This window comes from Oceanobacillus sp. FSL K6-2867, from assembly GCF_037963145.1.
Taxonomy (GTDB): Bacteria; Bacillota; Bacilli; order Bacillales; family Amphibacillaceae; genus Oceanobacillus.
Genome location: NZ_CP150144.1, coordinates 3,717,284 through 3,736,678 on the forward strand (window position 1 = coordinate 3,717,284; position 19,395 = coordinate 3,736,678).

At 36.9% G+C, this 19,395-nt stretch carries 15 protein-coding genes and 1 riboswitch; of the genes, 12 read left to right on the forward strand and 3 right to left on the reverse strand.

Going from position 1 to position 19,395, the window contains the following annotated elements; all coding sequences use genetic code 11:
* Positions 1-19: 19 nt before the first annotated feature.
* The 4 genes from arsC (at position 20) to NSQ77_RS17960 (ending at position 5,051) form a co-directional block, all read left to right on the forward strand.
* Entirely contained in the window at positions 20-439 is a 420-nt protein-coding gene (arsC, locus tag NSQ77_RS17945; RefSeq protein WP_339227433.1) for an arsenate reductase (thioredoxin), read from the forward strand.
* Between the two features lie 488 nt (positions 440-927).
* Entirely contained in the window at positions 928-2,151 is a 1,224-nt protein-coding gene (locus NSQ77_RS17950) for a dicarboxylate/amino acid:cation symporter (RefSeq protein WP_339227434.1), read from the forward strand.
* A gap of 411 nt (positions 2,152-2,562) precedes the next feature.
* On the forward strand, positions 2,563-3,855 hold the full coding sequence (locus NSQ77_RS17955) for a 3D domain-containing protein (protein ID WP_339227435.1): 1,293 nt from the start codon (positions 2,563-2,565) through the stop codon (positions 3,853-3,855).
* A gap of 257 nt (positions 3,856-4,112) precedes the next feature.
* Positions 4,113-5,051, forward strand: coding sequence for a hypothetical protein (locus tag NSQ77_RS17960; RefSeq protein ID WP_339227436.1), 939 nt, complete (start codon positions 4,113-4,115; stop codon positions 5,049-5,051).
* Between the two features lie 73 nt (positions 5,052-5,124).
* On the opposite strand, the gene NSQ77_RS17965 is transcribed toward NSQ77_RS17960, so the two are convergent.
* Positions 5,125-5,589: a hypothetical protein gene (locus NSQ77_RS17965; protein ID WP_339227437.1), complete on the reverse strand. Its 465-nt coding sequence runs from the start codon at positions 5,587-5,589 to the stop codon at positions 5,125-5,127.
* A 206-nt stretch (positions 5,590-5,795) separates the two neighbouring features.
* Positions 5,796-5,990, forward strand: a riboswitch (cobalamin riboswitch).
* Between the two features lie 210 nt (positions 5,991-6,200).
* Between NSQ77_RS17965 and NSQ77_RS17970 the strand changes: the two genes are divergently transcribed.
* Genes NSQ77_RS17970 through NSQ77_RS17980 form a run of 3 tightly spaced genes read left to right on the forward strand, consistent with a single transcriptional unit; the run spans position 6,201 to position 10,245 of the window.
* Positions 6,201-7,883, forward strand: a complete 1,683-nt coding sequence (locus tag NSQ77_RS17970; protein WP_339227438.1) for an acyl-CoA dehydrogenase family protein — start codon at positions 6,201-6,203, stop codon at positions 7,881-7,883.
* Between the two features lie 8 nt (positions 7,884-7,891).
* On the forward strand, positions 7,892-8,758 hold the full coding sequence (locus NSQ77_RS17975; RefSeq protein WP_339227439.1) for an NAD(P)-dependent oxidoreductase: 867 nt from the start codon (positions 7,892-7,894) through the stop codon (positions 8,756-8,758).
* A gap of 26 nt (positions 8,759-8,784) precedes the next feature.
* Positions 8,785-10,245 carry a CoA-acylating methylmalonate-semialdehyde dehydrogenase gene (locus tag NSQ77_RS17980; protein ID WP_339227440.1) on the forward strand — a complete coding sequence of 487 codons (1,461 nt, stop codon included), beginning with the start codon at positions 8,785-8,787 and terminating at the stop codon, positions 10,243-10,245.
* 155 nt (positions 10,246-10,400) lie between these two features.
* Here NSQ77_RS17980 and NSQ77_RS17985 read toward each other — a convergent pair whose 3' ends face one another.
* Positions 10,401-11,447 (reverse strand): enoyl-CoA hydratase/isomerase family protein, encoded by a 1,047-nt coding sequence (locus NSQ77_RS17985; RefSeq protein ID WP_339227441.1) that lies wholly within the window; start codon positions 11,445-11,447, stop codon positions 10,401-10,403.
* Positions 11,448-11,973: 526 nt separating this feature from the next.
* Here NSQ77_RS17985 and NSQ77_RS17990 point away from each other — a divergent pair.
* The 4 genes from NSQ77_RS17990 to NSQ77_RS18005 all read left to right on the forward strand — a co-directional run bounded on the left by NSQ77_RS17990 (position 11,974) and on the right by NSQ77_RS18005 (position 15,292).
* On the forward strand, positions 11,974-13,485 hold the full coding sequence (locus tag NSQ77_RS17990; RefSeq protein WP_339227442.1) for a BCCT family transporter: 1,512 nt from the start codon (positions 11,974-11,976) through the stop codon (positions 13,483-13,485).
* A gap of 144 nt (positions 13,486-13,629) precedes the next feature.
* A complete protein-coding gene (locus NSQ77_RS17995; RefSeq protein WP_339227443.1) occupies positions 13,630-14,190 on the forward strand; it encodes a GNAT family N-acetyltransferase in 561 nt (186 codons plus the stop codon).
* A 75-nt stretch (positions 14,191-14,265) separates the two neighbouring features.
* A complete protein-coding gene (locus NSQ77_RS18000; RefSeq protein ID WP_339227444.1) occupies positions 14,266-14,838 on the forward strand; it encodes a GNAT family N-acetyltransferase in 573 nt (190 codons plus the stop codon).
* A 1-nt stretch (position 14,839) separates the two neighbouring features.
* Positions 14,840-15,292, forward strand: coding sequence for a GNAT family N-acetyltransferase (locus tag NSQ77_RS18005; RefSeq protein WP_339227445.1), 453 nt, complete (start codon positions 14,840-14,842; stop codon positions 15,290-15,292).
* Positions 15,293-15,630: 338 nt separating this feature from the next.
* Here the strand turns inward: NSQ77_RS18005 and NSQ77_RS18010 are convergent, their stop codons facing one another.
* Complete coding sequence (locus NSQ77_RS18010) at positions 15,631-17,868, reverse strand: YhgE/Pip domain-containing protein (protein WP_339227446.1); 2,238 nt, start codon at positions 17,866-17,868, stop codon at positions 15,631-15,633.
* 233 nt (positions 17,869-18,101) lie between these two features.
* Here NSQ77_RS18010 and NSQ77_RS18015 point away from each other — a divergent pair, with 233 nt between their 5' ends.
* The gene (locus tag NSQ77_RS18015) at positions 18,102-19,352 is read left to right on the forward strand and encodes a serpin family protein (protein WP_339227447.1); all 1,251 of its coding nucleotides are present in this window, start codon (positions 18,102-18,104) and stop codon (positions 19,350-19,352) included.
* Positions 19,353-19,395 lie beyond the last annotated feature (43 nt).

Here is a 19,395-nt window from a genome sequence, read left to right on the forward strand (position 1 = left end):
AAAGAAAAGGAGCATCATAATGACCAAAAAATCAATCTACTTTTTATGCACTGGAAATTCCTGCCGAAGTCAAATGGCTGAAGGCTGGGCAAAGAAATATCTTGGAGATGATTGGGAAGTCAGAAGTGCTGGGATTGAATCACACGGATTAAATCCCAACGCAATAAAAGCAATGAATGAAGTTGATATTGATATTTCAAATCAAAAATCAGAGATTATTGATACAGAATTCCTGAACGATGCTACACTGGCAATTACGCTCTGCGGGGATGCTGCTGATAAGTGCCCAATGACACCACCACATGTGAAGCGTGCGCATTGGGGATTCGATGATCCTGTAAAAGCAGAAGGCAGCGGGGAGGAAATATGGAAAGTATTCCAGCGTGTTCGCGATGAGATAGGAGAGCGAATTAAACGATTTGCAGCTGCAGGTGAATAAAATGTGAAAGGCCTTGAGTATTAACAGGGCCTTTTTAAGTTAATTTTTGTTATCACTACTATACGGAAGTAAACAGTTGAAATTTCTCTAAATAAGCATTTGAACAAATCAAGATGAGGAAATAATCTACTATTCAATTTTCATATTAGCTATGTTATTGGGATAATAATAATTTCATGAATTATAAAATTTTTCGAAATGATTTGGTTCTTAAATCTTAAAAAAGGTCATAGAAATTAGAAACTGTATGGCTGGATAAAAGCAAATTAATTTATAAGTTGTAAAACTCTAAATCCTTGGATGATAAGCAATAGAGAACAAAATTAATCAACATCATTGTAAGCGTTTACCTCAAAAAACAAAAGCTGGGAGGGGATAAAATTATTTAGGAGTATATCTAATCAGATAATAGTTATTCGTTAGCCATACAGTAGATTCAAAGGAACCATTTGATTCTTAACTTAAATTAAGAAGGGTGGTACAGCTATATGAGCTTAACGAAAAAAATATTAATAGCTCTTATACTTGGTATCATAGTAGGGATGGGACTCACCTTTGTACCAGAAAGCATGTTTTCGAATATCGATATTTATGTGCTGACACCAGTAGGGCAGATTTTTATAAACTTAATTATGATGATTGTTGTACCAATTGTATTTGTATCGATTGTACTTGGAACTGCGGGTTTGGGAGAGCCTGCTAAATTAGGGAAAATAGGTTTGCAGACGATTTCATTTTTCCTTGTTACTACTGCAATTGCTATTTGTATCGGTCTTGCATTGGCATTTTTTATAAAACCAGGTGCAGAAGGTGTATTTGATATAGGAAATGCAAGCTATGAAGCAAGCGAAGCACCTCCTGTAATGGATACAATTATTAATATCATTCCGGATAATCCGATTAGTTCAATGGCGGCAGGAGATATGCTGCAAATTATCGCATTTGCAATTTTTATTGGGGTTGCTCTTGCCTTCTTAGGTGAGAAAACACAAGGCATCAATCGTTTGTTTGAACAAACAAACGAAATACTAATGTTTCTAGTAAACCTAATTATGAAAGCTGCTCCATATGGTGCTTTTGCTTTAATAGCCTCTGCAATTGGAGGTGCTGGTTTAGATGCTATTGGTTCAATGGGAGCATATATGGGAACAGTTATATTAGGCTTGTTTATTCATGCGCTAGTCATTTACAGCATAGCCATCTGGTTCCTTGGAAAAGGAAATCCATTTGCATTTTATAAAGGATTTTTTCCAGCAATGTCTGTTGCCTTTAGTACGTCGAGCTCGAATGCAACACTTCCGGTTTCCATGAAAGCGGCACAAGAAAATTTAGGCGTCAGTAAAGAAATCAGCAGCTTTGTACAGCCATTAGGTGCAACCATTAATATGGATGGAACTGCGATAATGCAAGCTGTAGCTGTAGTTTTTATTGCCCAGGTATATGCAATCCATTTAGATTTTACTGCTATCATCATGATTATTTTAACTGCCACCTTGGCCAGTGTGGGGACTGCAGGGGTTCCAGGAGTTGGTTTAATCATGCTTGCCATGGTATTACAGCAGGTTGGTCTCCCTGTTGAAGGAATTGCTCTTATAATTGGTATCGATCGATTACTGGATATGCTTCGAACGTCCCTTAATATTACAGGGGATGCAACTTGTGCTTATATCATCTCGGAAAATGAAAAGCGATCCAGCTTAAAAGCAAAATAAGCACTGAAAAAAATAGTAGCTAATTAAGAAATAAAGCAATCTCCAGATGTTTGTCATGGAGGTTGCTTTTTTGTTTACAATTTTTTTTCATAATATCGCAATAAATAAGCTGATATTATATTCGTTTATTCATGAAATCAATGAAACCCTCAGTTATTCTGTTAATCAGCTCTCACCCTCTGTTTGTTCTGCAAATCTGCTAATGTAACAAAACAATCATAAGCCCCTGTGAAATATAATTGTAATATAACTATAATATCTATGACATTTGATAATGTTATACTACAACAAGCCTAGATTAGGAAAAAAATAGTATAAAATACATAATTCACATAACTGCAGACAAGCCGATTCTATCTTCTTGTCTATATAGAGAGACGTAGTCGTGAATTAGAAAACGGGGGAGTCAATTTGAATAGAACCTTAGCAAAACTAATCGCAGTTATGATGATTGTTGGTTTAAGTTGTTCGTTTTTTAGTATCCCGGCCTTTGCAGATAGTACAAGCGAATTAGAAACAATTCGTGAGCAACGCTCAATTATTAATGAAAATTTGACAGAAGCTGAAAGTGAAATTGCAGATGTTATCATAGAGTTAGAGACATTAACAAATGAAATAGCGCGGGTTGATACAGCTTTACAAGAAAATAAGAAATTGTTGAGTGAAACAGAAAATAAGGTTGACGATACATTAGAAGAAATCTCGATTCTAGAAGAAGAGATGAAAGAATTGGAGAAGAAGATTGAAGAAAGATATGAAATCTTGAAGAATCGAATCGTTTCTACACAGCAATCAGGCGGTAAAATCAGTTACTTAGAAGTAATCTTCGGTTCACAAAGCTTTGGTGACTTTATTTCAAGAGTGACAGCAGTGAACACAATTGCGAATTCGGATGCAGCATTAATTGAGCAGCAAGAGGCAGATATCCAATTAGTAGCAGAAAAACAAGCAGCTGTATTCGATAAACTAGATCAATTAAATGAGCTAAAAGCAGAACAAGAAGAAACACAATCCATGATTGCTCAGCAATTAGAGCAAAATAAAGAACAAAAATCATCATTGGAACAAAAGCAACACCAATTAGCCGCGATGGCAGATGAATTACAGATAGAAGATAGTACACTTGCTTCATTGGAAGGTGAAGTGAAACAGCAAATTGCAAAAGAAAAAGAACAGCGTGAAATTGAATTAGCACAAGCTGAACAAGAAAAAGAAGCAGCAAAAGCGAAGGAGAAAGAATCCGAAAAACCTGCTAAAACGCAAGTTGCCTCTGCTCAAGATAAGCCTGCAGATGAGGGTAAAATAGTGCAGCTGGCTAAGGAAGAGAAGAAAGAAGAAAAGAAAGTTGAAGAGAAGAAAGAGCCGGAAAAGGAACCGAAAAAAGAATCTAAAAAGAAGGAATCCGCTTCTAATGGCAAAACTTTTACGGTGACATCGACTGCATATACGGTTAAGAGTGCTGGAGGTTCCGGTGTTACATCAACTGGAATTAATCTTAGTAAAAATCCAAATGCAAAAGTAATTGCCGTTGATCCAAGTGTTATTCCATTGGGCAGTATTGTTGATGTAGAAGGCTATGGTCACGCTATTGCCGGTGATATCGGCAGTGCAATAAAAGGGAAAAAAATCGATGTGTTTGTACCAACTCAAGCTGATGCTTATAAATGGGGAGTTCGTACAGTAAAAGTTACCATTGTAAAATAAACGATTTTACTAAAGGAAAGTATCCGTTAAATCGGATGCTTTCTTTTTTTGCAAATAAGAATAAGTTTATTTTTGCATACATTACTGCAAAAGGTCAGCTATCTAAAGTTTATGCTAAAGACTTCTAAGAAAGCCCAGAGGATAACTGTATTGTAAATGAATGCTTGAAAAGGAGTTAAGCACAGCTAATAATGAAACTTAGCACCCTGCTTTTACGTAGATAGAATTAGGACATACCATTCTAGGGGGCGATTTATATGTATGAAGAGATAAATGAGCAGCTCATCCAAGTAAGAAGTGCAATGAGCAAAAAACGAAAGTGGGAGAAGCAGCTTGCAGATTATGAGACAGAATTAGTAGTGGTTGAAAATGAGATTAGCAGGTTAGAAGAGCAGCTTATTGCAGAGAAAAAAGACGTTCAGAAGCTGGAACGGATTGGAATAACAAATTTAATACAAACACTTTTTGGATCGAAGCATGAAAAGCTAAGACAAGAAAAGCAGGAAGCTATTGCGGTACAGCTGCAGCTTGAAGAAGCAGAAAAAACCAAAGATGAGATTAGCTATTCCATAAATGAATTGCATCATAAATTGCAAGGAGTCGTGGCTGCAGATAAGGACTATGAGTTTCTTTTGTCTGCGAAGGAACAAATTATTAAGGAAAAAGATGCTGCATTCGGAAATCGTTTATTTGAATTAAATGATCATGAAGGCGATATAGGAGCATACATCACAGAGTTAAATGAAGCGATTGAAGCAGGCTATGATGTAGAACATGCACTGAATAATGCAATGGGTTCCCTTGAAAGTGCAGAAGGTTGGGGGACATTTGATATGTTTGGTGGTGGGATGACTTCGAGTATGGTTAAGCATGACCATATTGATAAAGCGACAGATCATATCCATCATGCACAAACGAGGATGCGTAGCTTTCAAAAAGAATTATTAGATGTCGATGAAGTAACAGACTTGCAAATCGATATTTCAGGAATGCTGAAATTTGCTGACTTTTTCTTTGATGGTTTAATTGTTGATTGGATGGTTCAGGGGAGAATTCAGGACTCTTTACAACAAGCAAGGGACCAGCATGCTGGCGTTGTATCGATTATACGGAAATTAGAAACGTCCTTGACAGAAAAAGAAATAGAGCTGTCTGCCATCCAAACAGATAAAATAGCGCTAATAGAGCAACTATAAATGGATACCTTCCTTAACTGCCAGATGTAGAAAAGGAAGGTGTCAGGTATTTAATAATAATATAGCTTTTATTCTATTTTTCCAATGAAAATTCTGCTGCAATATCAACACCGTCTAGAATAAGTAATGTCGCATCATATGCAAATTCTTGTACTTTTTCAGGCTCCACATCGTCTTTTATTTTATATTCTAAGTGAACAGACATTTCTGTATTTGGTTCGAAATACTCGGAATATCCGCTGCCTAAAGATAACATCTTATTATAATTTGTATGCTTCTCCATCACCATCACTTCAGATAATTTCTGATTTGGTTGTATGACGAATTCAATTCCGAACGGATGCTGTCCAGGATAATCAAAATCACTTTCAATTGGTATTTCGCCATTATTTTTGATTTTGAAATCGTAACGTAATATACCTTCCGATTGAATAACCGTTATTTCTGTATCTGTAATTTCAAGCTTGTTTTGATTTTCAAAGCCCGTTAGGAGATTAAATACGAGAAATAGTATAAACAAAAACCCTATTTTTTTCATGCGTTCCCTCCTTTATTTGTGTCATAATGTAGTGTGGAAATAATTAGTAGTTCCTATGCATAGATTAAAGAATTTATCGTAGTGAATCAATAAGAAAATCAGCGGCTGGTTTGAAAATTGTAAATGATGTTGATGAGAGCTCTTTAATTCAAAGCGTGATTATGTTGTTAATTTAAAAGAAGAGTGCTATAATTTAAAAATAACTGAATAGTTTTGAAGATGTAGGTGCAATGAAATTTAATTTTATTGCTTAAAAGGGAAGTTCGGTGAAAACCCGACGCTGTCCCGCAACTGTAATAGGGAGCAATTCGATGGATACCACTGTTTATTGTTGTAAAATGGGAAGGTTCGAATTGCGATGATCTAAAGCCAGGAGACCTGCCTATATCTAGCGGCATTTATTCCTACGAGGATAGGAGGTGTTACGTGTATTATGAAGCCTTGTAATTTTAAAACAAGTTTGCTTGTTTTTTATCATGCGCACTAACAACTTCCATATGGAATGTTAGTGTGCATTTTTTATGTGATTTTGCAAGGGATTGAAGTGGGTTGACTGAAAAACAAGTACATTTAAAAGTAAGACTATGTTCTTTTAATAAGGAGGCGGGCATGTGAAGAAGGTTGAGACAACTAAAAAGCATACGCTATTTCCGAGCGAGCAATCAGTCACGTCTGTCGACCTCGATGAGGAAGAAAATCTAATTGCTAAAACCATTGATAAATTTATTCAAAAACAAGTAACACCAAATATGACAAAGCTTGAATCGTATGATTATGAACTTGCTAAAAAACTATTTCGCAACGCAGGAGATCTTGGATTATTAGGTGCAGAAGTTCCCCAAATATATGGGGGTATGAATCTGGGCAAAAAAGCTGCAGGTTTAATTGCTGAACGAATAGGTTATGGTGCATCATTTAGTGTGTCCTTCAATATTCATACAGGTGTAGGAACACTTCCATATGTATATTTTGGTACACAGGCGCAGAAAAAACAATATCTGCCGAAGCTTGTATCTGGCGAATGGGTTGGTGCGTATGCATTAACAGAATCAAATGCTGGATCAGATGCACTGGCTTCAGAAACAACTGCAGTTTTAACTGAAAACAGTGATGAATGGGTATTAAATGGTGAAAAGCAATGGATAACAAATGCCCATATTGCCAGCGTTTTCGTGGTGTTCGCAAAAACGAAAAATGGTATTACAGCATTTATTGTAGAACGATCAATGTCCGGTGTTTCAATCGGGGTAGAAGAAAAGAAGATGGGCATTAAAGGCTCATCAACTGCAACCTTGATTATGGATAATGTTATGCTGTCAGCTGATCAAGTGCTTGGTCAAGTTGGGAAAGGACATCTCATTGCACTTAATATATTAAATCTTGCTCGTCTAAAGCTTGCCTTTGCTAATGTAGGCACTGCAAAACAAGCGCTGTCGTTTGCAGTAAATTATGGAAAGGAACGAAAGCAATTTAATCAGGAGCTTGTCTATTTTACAATGATTCAAGAGAAGCTGGCAAATATGACTTTAGCAACTTTTGCAGCTGAATGTACAGCGTATGTAACAGCGAATAGGTTAGATAATCTGCAAACCAACTTATCAAATCAAGAAGACATTGTTGCTCGTCTTTCTAATTATGCAGTTGATTGTTCGATTAATAAAGTCTATGCATCGGAAGCTTTGCACTATGTTGTAGACGAAGCCTTACAAATTCACGGTGGTTACGGATATATGCAAGAATATGAAGTAGAGCGTTTATACCGGGATGCAAGAATTAATCGATTATTTGAAGGAACAAGTGAGATTAATCGCCTTACAATTGTAAGATCTTTCTTGAAATTGTATCGTAATGATAAATCGATAATTGAACTGGAAGAAACACAAAACCATTCTCAAAACTTATTTATCCGCTATTCCAGCAAGCTATTAAACATGATTTTGAAAGCGGTTACCAAAGAAGGTGATATCATTAAAGATGATCAAGAAATTCAACGAATGCTTGCGGATATCATCAAAAAAATTTACGTAATGGAATCTGTACAGTTAACTGCTCGAACAACAAAATCAAATCAAGATTTAAAAGAAACGATGGCAGAAGTAATTTGTGAAGAGGGGTATTTCGAGGTTGAAAGGAATACCATTGCGATTATATCCTCGGTTGTTTCAGATGATGCTAAAAAGCGAGAGTTCTTAGATGAAATAAACAATTTTGCATTGCCGATGTATTCCAACTTGATTGACAAGAAGCGTAAGATAGCAATGGAAGTAATTTCAAATAATGGATATAAGAAATGAGGGAGTATATGAAGAATATCGGTTTTATTGGTTTAGGGAATATGGGGCTGCCAATGTCAGCTGGGTTGGTTAACTCAGGGTATCATGTTATGGGCTACGATTTAAATGAAGAAGCGTCACTCTCTTTGAAAAAAGCAGGTGGGGAAATTGCTTCATCTGTGGCACAGGTCGTAGAAAAAAGTGAACTCATCCTGACGAGTCTTCCGTCGGTAAAAGCAGTGGAAGAGGTCTACTTAGGGAAAGAAGGATTAATTACGAATGCCAAGCCAGGACAGCCGTTAGTAGATACAAGTACAGTTTTTCCTGCGTTAAATGTAAAAATTTCAGAGGTTTGTAAAGAGCATAACCTTGATTTTTTGGCATCCCCTGTGAGTGGGGGAGTCATAGGCGCTGTAAACCAAACATTAACTGTAATGGTTGGAGGATCACAGCATGTCTATGATGAAGTGCTTCCAGTTTTTCAAGTGCTTGGAGAGAATATATTCCATGTTAATGAGCAAATCGATAGTGGAACGACGGTAAAGTTGATTAATAATCTATTGATTGGTTTTTACACTGCTGGAGTCAGTGAAGCATTACAACTAGCAAGCAAAAAGAATATTGATTTAGATGAATTGTTTTCCATGTTGAATGTGAGCTATGGACAGAGTCGGATATACGAACGAAACTATAAGAGTTTTATTGCGGAGAACGATTATAATCCGGGATTTTCTCTTAAACTGCTGAGAAAGGATCTCGAATTTGCAATGGAGCTTGCAGACGAAAGTCACCTTGCTTTACCAATCAGTAAATCGTTACTCCATTTATATCGGTCAGTTGAACAAGAAGGTTACGGCGATCAGGACATGGCAGTGCTCTATGAACAAGTAAAATAACAATCCAATAAAAAGGAGGCAAAACAATGATTTCTTCAGATGTAAAGGTTATGAAAAATTTTATAGATGACAGCTGGGTGGAAGCTGGAAGTGGAGAAACGATGACAGTGCCAAATCCAGCTACAGGAGAGACAATCGCACAGGTTACGATTTCAGGTAAAGCAGAAGTTGACGAGGCAGTAGCTGCAGCAAAATTGGCTTATGACGATTGGGAAGCTGTGCCTGTTCCTAACCGAACGCGATTATTATTTAACTATCTTCATTTACTAAAAGAGCAAAAAGAAGCGTTAGCAAAAATTATTACAATGGAAAATGGAAAGTCCTATAAGGATGCACAAGGGGAGGTGCAGCGTGGAATTGAAGTTGTTGAACTAGCAACATCAACGCCAAATCTGATGATGGGTGACGCATTGTCAGGCATCGCACAGGGAATTGATGGTTCTATTTGGCGATATCCAATCGGTGTCGTTGCAGGGATTACACCATTTAATTTTCCAATGATGGTTCCGCTCTGGATGTTCCCATTAGCCATCGCTTGTGGTAATACATTTGTGTTAAAAACATCGGAGCGAACACCAATACTTGCAGAACGATTGGTTGACCTGTTTTATGAATCAGGATTTCCGAAAGGTGTATTAAATTTAGTAAATGGAGGCAAAGAGGTAGTAAATCGGTTCCTGGAGCATCCAGATATTGAAGCAATCTCCTTTGTCGGTTCAGAGCCAGTTGCAAAACATGTCTACCAAACTGGTACAGCTAATGGAAAGCGTGTACAGGCGCTTGCTGGTGCTAAAAACCATGCAATCGTTATGCCGGATTGTAATTTAGAAAAAACAATTCAAGGTGTAATTGGTGCTGCATTTGGCAGCAGTGGAGAACGCTGTATGGCATGTTCCGTTGTTGCAGTTGTAGATGATATTGCAGATGAATTCTTAGAGAAGCTTGTGGCAGAAACAAAAAGGCTTAAAGTAGGAGATGGCATGAATGAGGACACCTTTGTTGGTCCACTTATTCGTGAAGCACATAAAGAAAGAGTCATTGGCTATATTGATTCTGGTGTTGCAGATGGCGCCGATTTATTAGTTGATGGCAGACATATTAAAGAGGAAACAGCAGAAGGTTATTACGTTGGTGCTACGATTTTTGACCATGTTACAACCGATATGAAAATTTGGCAAGACGAAATTTTTGCACCTGTGCTGAGTGTGCTACGTGTAAAAGACTTAGAAGAAGGGATTAAGGTAACAAATCAATCGAAATTTGCTAATGGGGCTGTCATTTATACGGATAGCGGAAAGAGTGCACAGCAATTTCGTGAAAAAATTGATGCTGGAATGGTTGGCATCAATGTCAATGTTCCTGCACCAATGGCATTTTTCGCATTTGCTGGAAATAAAGCTTCCTTCTACGGAGACTTAGGTACGAATGGAAAAGATGGCGTTCAATTTTACACGCGGAAAAAAGTAGTAACAGAGCGATGGTTTTAGTGAAAAGTGATGATTCTGTTAGTTGAAGGAGGACTTCCTGCACCTTCAGCATTAAAAATACACCTGAGGAAATTCAGGCAATTTGAAAACCACAAGAAAGCAGAAAACCCGATTCCCCCTAGCTAAGGGATTCGGGTTTTTAATGAGTGCTATAATCAGTATGAGCTTTGGAAAAAAGAATCAACCATTGATGAAGACACTTCGGATAGTTGTTTGTAAATGTATTTTGGGTTATGGTCTTTGTCAATTACTACCGACCGAACACCTTCATAAAAATCTTCTGATCTTAGGAAATTGGCAGCAACGATTAAATCCGTGTCTAAGCATTCCCTTAGTGATTTCGTTTCTCCTTCGATTAGTTGCCTCAAGGTAACCTTTAATGATACGACTGATTTAGATAATAATGTTTCTCTTGTCTGTATGGAAAAATCATCATTATCCGCTTCTAATGAATTAATAATTTCTTCTATAGTAGGATAAGCGAAATGTTTATCAATATCTCTCTGTAAAGTAGCAAGTTTTCCTTCTTCTGGATCTGATTTAAATTTTTGGACAACGTCATCAAGTGCAGCGGGTTGGTTCTGTTCCTTATGCCAATCAATTGTATTAATTTGCTCAAGCAATGGGGTTAAATGCTCACTTGGAATAAAAGCATCAGCTCCATTAGCATAAAGAACATCGGAAGCTTTCAGCACATTTGCAGTCAGGGCTAAGTAACGCCCAAGATGACCTGGAGCCTTATTTAAAAAGTAAGCTGCGCCAACATCCGGAAAGAAGCCAATATTCATTTCCGGCATGGACCACTTTGTCCGTTCTGTAGCAATTCGGTGGCTGGCCCCTTGAGAAAGTCCGATTCCACCGCCCATTACAATTCCATCAAGGCAGGCAAGAATTGGTTTTGAAAAGTCGGCAACGAGCTGATCTGTTTCATACTCATCTTGAAAGAATTGCATCGACCCCTCAAATGCTGTTTCATTCTCCTTGGATTGATAGAGCTTCTTAATATCTCCACCAGCACAAAAACCTTTTTCGCCTGCACCTTGAAGAATAATAAGCTGTACAGCTGGGTCTCTTTCCCACTGGAAAAGCATGTTCTTAATCGAGGTAATCATTTCATGGTTTAATGAATTAATAGCCTTTGGACGATTTAATGTAATCGTTGCAACACCATTTTTAGCGGTTGAAAATAAAACTTCATTCATTCGTTTCTCCCCCTTATCCATGCTGATTTTGAGAGCGTTGTCCTTTGTGCATTCGCTTAGTGCTTAACTGCTGTTTATAAAAAGGAAAATCTTATCATCCTTTATCTTCTTAAGATAAGCAAATGTATGTTGCTATCATATCAATTATTATCCTGTTTTTACTATCAATATGATTTGTACGTTATGAAATTGAAAGAATACACACTTCTGCACATCTGGTTTTAGTTAGCTAGAACTTTTTATAAAACAGTATGAAACGGAGCTTTTTAGAAATAATAAAATTCAGGACCATCCTGTTAGATGCAAATATATCAATGATCGTGTTATCGCTCGCCCATTATCAATACAATAGTTAAATACCCATACAGCTTCTTTATCATTTAAGAATAGTTATCTATTGTAATCAACGTTTTTTCTAGTTATACTTTAACTTTATCCAGAAAAGTATCAGCTCTCGATTTAAACAAAATCGAACAAATTGTAGCGAAACTTAAATGATGTAAAGCATATTAAAAGGAGTTTTAGAATGAAGTCAACAAACAAAGTACAACCTGTTTTTTATTGGGCCATCGGGATACTGGCCATAATTATTTTTTCTGGTGTCATATTTCCCAACACCCTTGAGAGCATAACCGGAAGTATTGAACGTTTTATTTCTACAACATTTGGATGGTATTATTTAATAGTCGTTTCATTTTTTGTGGTTGTATCCTTGTTTTTTATTGTAAGTTCTTATGGAAATATTAAGCTTGGAAAAACTGATGATAAGCCAGAATATGGCTATTTAACTTGGTTCGCGATGCTATTTAGTGCTGGCATGGGAATTAGTCTGGTCTTTTTTGGTGTTGCAGAGCCGCTATCACATTTTGCCATTCAGTCTCCTACCGTTACTGAAGGGACAAATGAAGCAGCGAGAGAAGCCATGCGATTTGTCTTTTTTCATTATGGAATACATGCATGGGGAGTTTACGCCTTTATTGCCCTTTGTATTGCGTACTTTAATTTTAGAAAAGGAAAGTCTGGTTTAATTAGTGCTACACTTTCACCGATTATGAATACAGAAGGTCTATCGGGTAAAGTAATCGATATCTTTGCTTTGGTTGCAACGGTTACAGGTATTGTAACCAGTCTTGGTCTTGGTGCAGTACAAATGAATGGGGGACTTTCATATTTAATTGACTTACCAATTTCATTCTTTATTCAAGTAATTATCATTATCGTGGTAAGTATGATATTTTTAACATCTGCTATGACAGGTTTAGATAAAGGGATTCGTTTACTCAGTAATTTGAACATGGTGTTAGCTTTTATCTTGCTTTTATTCATAGGGATATTTGGTGGAGCTACTCTATATTCGTTGGATCTTTTCACGAATACTCTTGGTTCCTATATTCAGACCCTGCCTGAAATAAGTTTACGTACTGCACCTGGCAGTCCTGAAGATCGCCAGTGGATTAGTGATTGGACAATGTTTTATTGGGCTTGGTGGATCGCTTGGTCTCCATTTGTAGGTACTTTTATCGCAAGAGTATCAAGAGGTCGTACAATTCGGGAATTTTCAATTGCGGTTTTAATTGTACCTTCTATAGTTGGGTTTATATGGTTCTCATTACTTGGAGGGACAGGAATCTATCTTGAAGCAGAAGGCATTATGAATATTTCGGCTCTTGCAGAGGAAGAGATGTTATTTGGTATGTTAAGCACAATGCCATTTAGCACAATTGCATCAGTTTTAACGATCATTTTAATTGCTGTATTTTTTATTACCTCTGCTGATACAGCGACGTTTGTTTTGAGCATGCATTCTACAAATGGATCATTAAATCCACCAAATTGGATTAAGTTTATTTGGGGTATTGTTCTTTCCTTAACAGCGATCACGTTGTTATACAGTGGTGGGCTTCAAGGAGTACAAAACATGATGATTATTGCCGCTTTTCCATTTTCAATTATTTTGCTGTTGATGGTGTTTGCGCTTATGAAGTCACTAAGACTGGAAAAGTTAAAGCAAAAAGCTAAGTTGAGAAATAAAGAATAAGGAATCATTTGTTCAAAAAATGCCAATGGATTTTATCTATTGGTATTTTTTATTGGATGAAAATATTCATGAATTAATTTCCTTGTTATAATTACTCTAACAATTATTGTTCAGACATGATTTTAAATTTGGATGGTGACAAAGATGAATCCGATTTTGAAAGTGTTTCCAGAGGAATTCCTAACAGAAAGACTCATAATTCGCATACCAAGACCAGGTGATGGAAAAGCTGTTTATGAAGCTATTCAAGCATCAATAAATGAATTGAAACCTTGGATGCCCTTTGCCCGGCAGGAGCAAACGGCACAAGATGTCGAGTTGAATATTCGCTCAGCTTATATTTCATTTTTGAAAAGAGAAGATCTTAGATTGCTCGTTTTTCATAAAGAGACTGGTGCATTTATTGCTTCTTCAGGCCTGCATCGGGTTAATTGGGCTATTCCTAAATTTGAGATTGGTTATTGGATTGATACTCGCTTTAGTGGAAAAGGATATATGTCAGAAGCGGTACGAGGAATTGTCAATTTCGCATTTACCGAATTAGATGCCAAGCGGTTAGAAATTCGCTGTGATACAAGGAACCAAAAGAGCCGGGCAATTCCGGAGAAGTTAGGTTTTGTGTTAGAAGGTATTTTAAAAAATGATGATCTTTCTCCAGATACGAATGAACTGCGAGATACATGTGTCTATGCAAAGCTTGTATAAGCAAATTTTGGTTATAATAATAAGGAAAAAAGGTTCGGCTTATGAAAAACAGCATTATAGGGGGGAGCATAACAAATGACGGTTTTATTTTTAGTCCCACACCAAAAAAAGTACGCAGAAAAAATATCTCGTCTATCCTCAGTACCTCAAGTTAAAGACGCGTTAGGTTTAGATGATGAGCAAACCTCTGTTAAAGGGACTAGAAATTTTATCACTTATATTCTCGAACAGGAAAAGTTGGGAAAACAGTTCTCTAGAGTTATACTAAATGATACTGGAGAACCAATTGGCGTGATTACATTGAAGGATATTGATCGTATAAATAATACGTGTCACATTGGTACTTGGATTGGTTACCCCTTTTGGGGACAAGGCTATAATGCATTGGCAAAAGCAGAAATTCTGCATATTGCTTTTACAAAGTTTCAACTAAACTATGTGTTTGCAGGTGCTAAGCGAGTCAATATCCGTTCACAAAAAGCTCAGGAAAAGCTCCCATACATAAGGACAGATGTTGAAAATGAATTTCCCGAGGAGCATCGAAAGCTGGAAGAACAGGCTGAGGCTCCGTGTACATTGAATGTAATAGAAAACAAGCGGTTCTTGGCATGGTATAAGCAGCATAAATTTCGTGAGGAGTATCAATGAAATGAAAATTAGAAAATTGGATCAACACGAAATTCCGCCAATGGGCTTAATGCTGCTGGCTGATCCTTCTCAAATGCTTGTTAGCAAGTATTTAGAGCGTGGAGAATGCTACGTGATGGAGAATAATAACCAAATAATCGGTGTTTATATTCTTGTACCGACAAGTACAGATAAAATTGAATTGGCAAACCTCGCTGTGGAAAAAGCTCTGCAAGGAAATGGAATAGGTAAAATGTTAGTATTAAATTCAATTGAGCGAGCTAAAATGGTTGGCTATAAAATGATGGAGATAGGAACAGGAAATTCGAGTATTGGACAGCTGGCCCTTTATCAAAAATGCGGATTTCGAATAACACATGTTGATAGGAATTTTTTTATAAGGCATTATGATACACCTATTTATGAAAATGGAATATGGTGTCGAGATATGATTCGTTTGTCGCAAGAATTATAAAGCTGAAATGCCAATAAACAAAAGTTATCATTGGTAGTATATAATAGGGGAGAAGAACAGTTCAAAGCTTCTATTAAGCAAAACTATAGCGACAGTGGGGACAGAGGCACCAGACGAGGAGATCAGAGAAGACGATTTGGTTAGAGCAAGTATTCCTATTTCTAGCTTCTCACCAAGTATCACATGTCCCGGTCGCATTATATTGCAGAGGCTAACGTGTGCTGGCTGACAAAGGCATATGATAAATATAAATTTCACAAAAACCCCATTAAAGCATTTAAACATGCTTTTAATGGGGGTTATTGTTTATACCGTATAAAGTTAAGTATTAATTTAAATCAATGAAACATGCCAGACTCCCTGGATTTAGTGATTAATTTACGTGTCTGTTTATTAATCGGTTGTTTCAAAAAGACTCCAAGCAGGAATGCAGCAAGTCCGAATAAGAATAAGGCTGTCACATCACGTAATACACGGCTCCAAACAATTCCACCAACCGCTTCGCGCATCAAGTCAATCGCATAGGTGAACGGAAGGAATGGGTTAATCATTTGAAAGAAATCTGGCAGCAAGACAACTGGATAAGTTCCGCCAGACCCTGCTATTTGCAGAACTAATAGAACAATTACGGTTGCTTTGCCGACATCACCAAATACGGAAACAAGTGTATAAATGATAACCATGAATATGATACTGATGAACAGGCCAAACACAATTAACCAGACGGGATGAGCTGCTCCAACCCTTAATAACAAGAGATCACCTGAAGTGATAATCAATGTCTGCAAGATGCCGATTGTCATGAATGTGAACAGCTTTCCGAAATACTGCTCTCGTATTGTAAAGCCTTCAGGATTGTGAACGTCCGTTGATAATAGCGAAATAAGCAGTAAACCGCCAACCCATATCGCTAACACTGTGTAAAATGGTGTCATGCCTGTACCATAGTTGGCAATTGGGAAAATTTTATTCGCATCCAATACAATTGGCTCTGAGAAGAAGCTTTTTTCTGCATCTGGATCGTTTTGCAGCAGCTGTATTATTTCTTCTAGGTCAGTTTCTCCTTCGATTTGTCGAATTCGATCCGCTATTTCATTAATTTTATCGTTCACATATGGATACTCACCAAGGATATTTTCCAATAATTCTTTTCCCTCAGCGAGATTGGTATCGGTGTTGGCTAAAATGTTTTCGATCTCTGGAATAGTTTCTTGTATTTCAAGCAATATTCCTCGAGCATCGTTCAAGGTTGATTGAGCATTATTTATATTCTCCAATACAGTAGGTTCAATGTTTTCTTTATATTCTTTTACAAAGGCATCTACAGATTCATTTGTAGTGGCTGCCCGTTCTTTCAATTCATCGAGAATCTGGTTCACTTCTCCACTTGATTCGCCAATAAATGTCAGAAGGTCTGAACTTTGATCTTGAATATCTTCTAGCTCTGTTCTTAATGTAGCAAGCTGTTCCAATGCTGAATCAATTTCTTGCTGGCTTGGCTTACTTTCACTTTCATTCTTATTCTCATTTTCATTTTCACTCTCATTGCCATTCTCGACTCCATCCTCATTTCCATTCTCAGCATTTGATTGTGCTTCTACCTGCTGTAAAATTGTCTCGATAGCTTTAATTTGCTCAATGGCTTGAGAAGTTTGCGCATTGATTTGTTCAGACAACTGTTCGCTGTTGTTAAAATCAATATCAGCTGTTTGAATATCTTGCAGGAATGTATTAATGTTTGCTGAGATTTCTTGTGCGTGCTCTAATTTTTCCTCTACTTCGGGAGCCAATTCATTTAGACGATTTTCAGCTTCATTTAGAAATGCCACTGTATCATCAATTGTTTGAAGTCCATTTGCTGTAATTTGCTTTGCATACGGCATTAAATCTTGTGCATTGTGAATGATTTCTGTAGCATGATCAGCATCTTTCAAAGAACTAGTCAACACTTCATGGATTTCTGGCAATCTTTCTTCCATTTCAAAAACATAATTTTTAAAACGTTCCATATCCGGTAAGTCACTTTCTAATTCAATTCCAATCGTGTTAAATAAGTCAAAAATAACCCCGTTAACAGTAGAAATGAATTGGCTGCTTACATTTTCTACGATGACACTTGCACCTTTGTCTGTCATCTTCGGACTAATAGCATTTATTTTTTCGTTTACATAATATTCAACGTTTGCTTTCTGCGGCTCGTCACTGATTACAGTGGCAAGTTTTTCTGAAAAATCCTCTGGGATAATAATAACGGCAAAATAATCGCCGTATTCAACGCGATCCATCGCAGTCTGACGGTCTGTGAAATTCCAGTCCATCGAGTCGTCTTCTTTCAGGGTCTCAATTAATTCGTCTCCAACATCTATAGCTTCATCACGGATGGTTGCTCCTGAATCTTCATTTACAATACCAATTGGCATTCGGTCAAGCTGACCATATGGATCCCACGAAGCCTTTATATTAAACCAGGCATAAAGGGATGGAAGAAGAATAAGCCCTCCAATAATCACTAATGCAATCCAGTTTGTTCCCGTTTTTTTCATATCGGTTGAAAATATTTTCCAACTATTCTTCATTGTTTCGCTTCCTTACCTTAAATTTTGTTTCGATAATATTACAAATTATAACAATGACTAAACAAGAATGCCATATTGGAAGCGTTGATCGAGTATTTAGAAATTTATTAGTTAATTGATTTAAAATCTCACCTAAGGCTACTCTTTATTTAATACAATACTTTTATTAATTTCTTATATTTTGTAACGTTTTCTGACTTTTACAGACTAATGAATAAAGGGTGGTGAGCGGAATGAAAAAAATAATTGGATATCCCATGTTATTGCTGGGTTTTGTAGCTGCAGCGAGCAGCTGTGGCACAACAAATGGATTGGATATCTCAAGTGATGTTGAGTATGGAGAAAGTGATTACGAACAAATTATTACTCCTAATAATGAATTAGCATTTAATCTGTTGGGAGAAGTTGATTCTGATGAAGATGGCAATCTTTTCATATCACCAACAAGCCTATTCATGGCATTATCCATGATTTACAATGGTGCAGAAGGTCAGACGAAAGAAGAAATTGCAAAAGTTTTGCAGGCAGAAGGGATAGATGAACAAGAACTAAATCAAGCGAATGCTTCACACATATCTTTACTCCATAAGCATTCAGAGCAGATTGAGTTAAACATTGCAAATTCTATTTGGTTAAATAATGATTACCAATTTCAAGGTGCATTTGCTGAAAATAATAAGGATTATTTTAATGCTGAACTAGAAGAAATGGATATTACTGATGCAAAAAGTCCCGCGAAAATTAATAATTGGGTAAAACAAGCAACAAATGATAAAATTGAGGATATCATCGAAGCTCCATTAGATCCGAATTTAGTTGCGGTGCTTATTAATGCCATTTATTTCGATGGAAATTGGACATATGAATTTGATGAACAGCAAACTGAAAATCGACCGTTTAATCTTCCGGATGGTACAAAAAAAGATGTTCCCCTTATGTCATTAAAGGAAAATTTAGCTTACCTGGAAAATGAAGAATTTCAAGCAGTCTCTCTCCCATATGGGGAAGATGAATCAATGAGTATGAATGTGTTTCTTCCAAAAGAAAACACGAGTCTGGCAGATTTTCAGAGTCAATTAACAAATAAAAACTGGAACGTATGGAAATCGGAATTTCAGAAAAAGGAAGGAACGATTCTGCTTCCTACATTTCAACTCGAATATGAAGCAGTATTAAATGACACATTAAATCAGCTTGGCATGGCTGATGCATTTAATGAAGAGAAGGCAAATTTCTCAAAAATGATAGAGACAGATGATCCGCTCTGGATTAGCCAGATAAAGCAAAAAACATTTATCGATGTGAATGAAAAAGGAACAGAAGCAGCTGCTGCGACTTCGGTTGAGATGGAAACAACATCGGCACCGGTAAATGAGCCATTTCATATGGAAGTGAACCGGCCATTTTTCATCGCTATTACAGATGATGAGACAGGTACAATTTTATTTATGGGGCTAATTGCTAATCCGCAAGAAGGAAAGTAATTAATCAATGCTATTAAATGAACCTAACCAAAAAGCTGTGGTC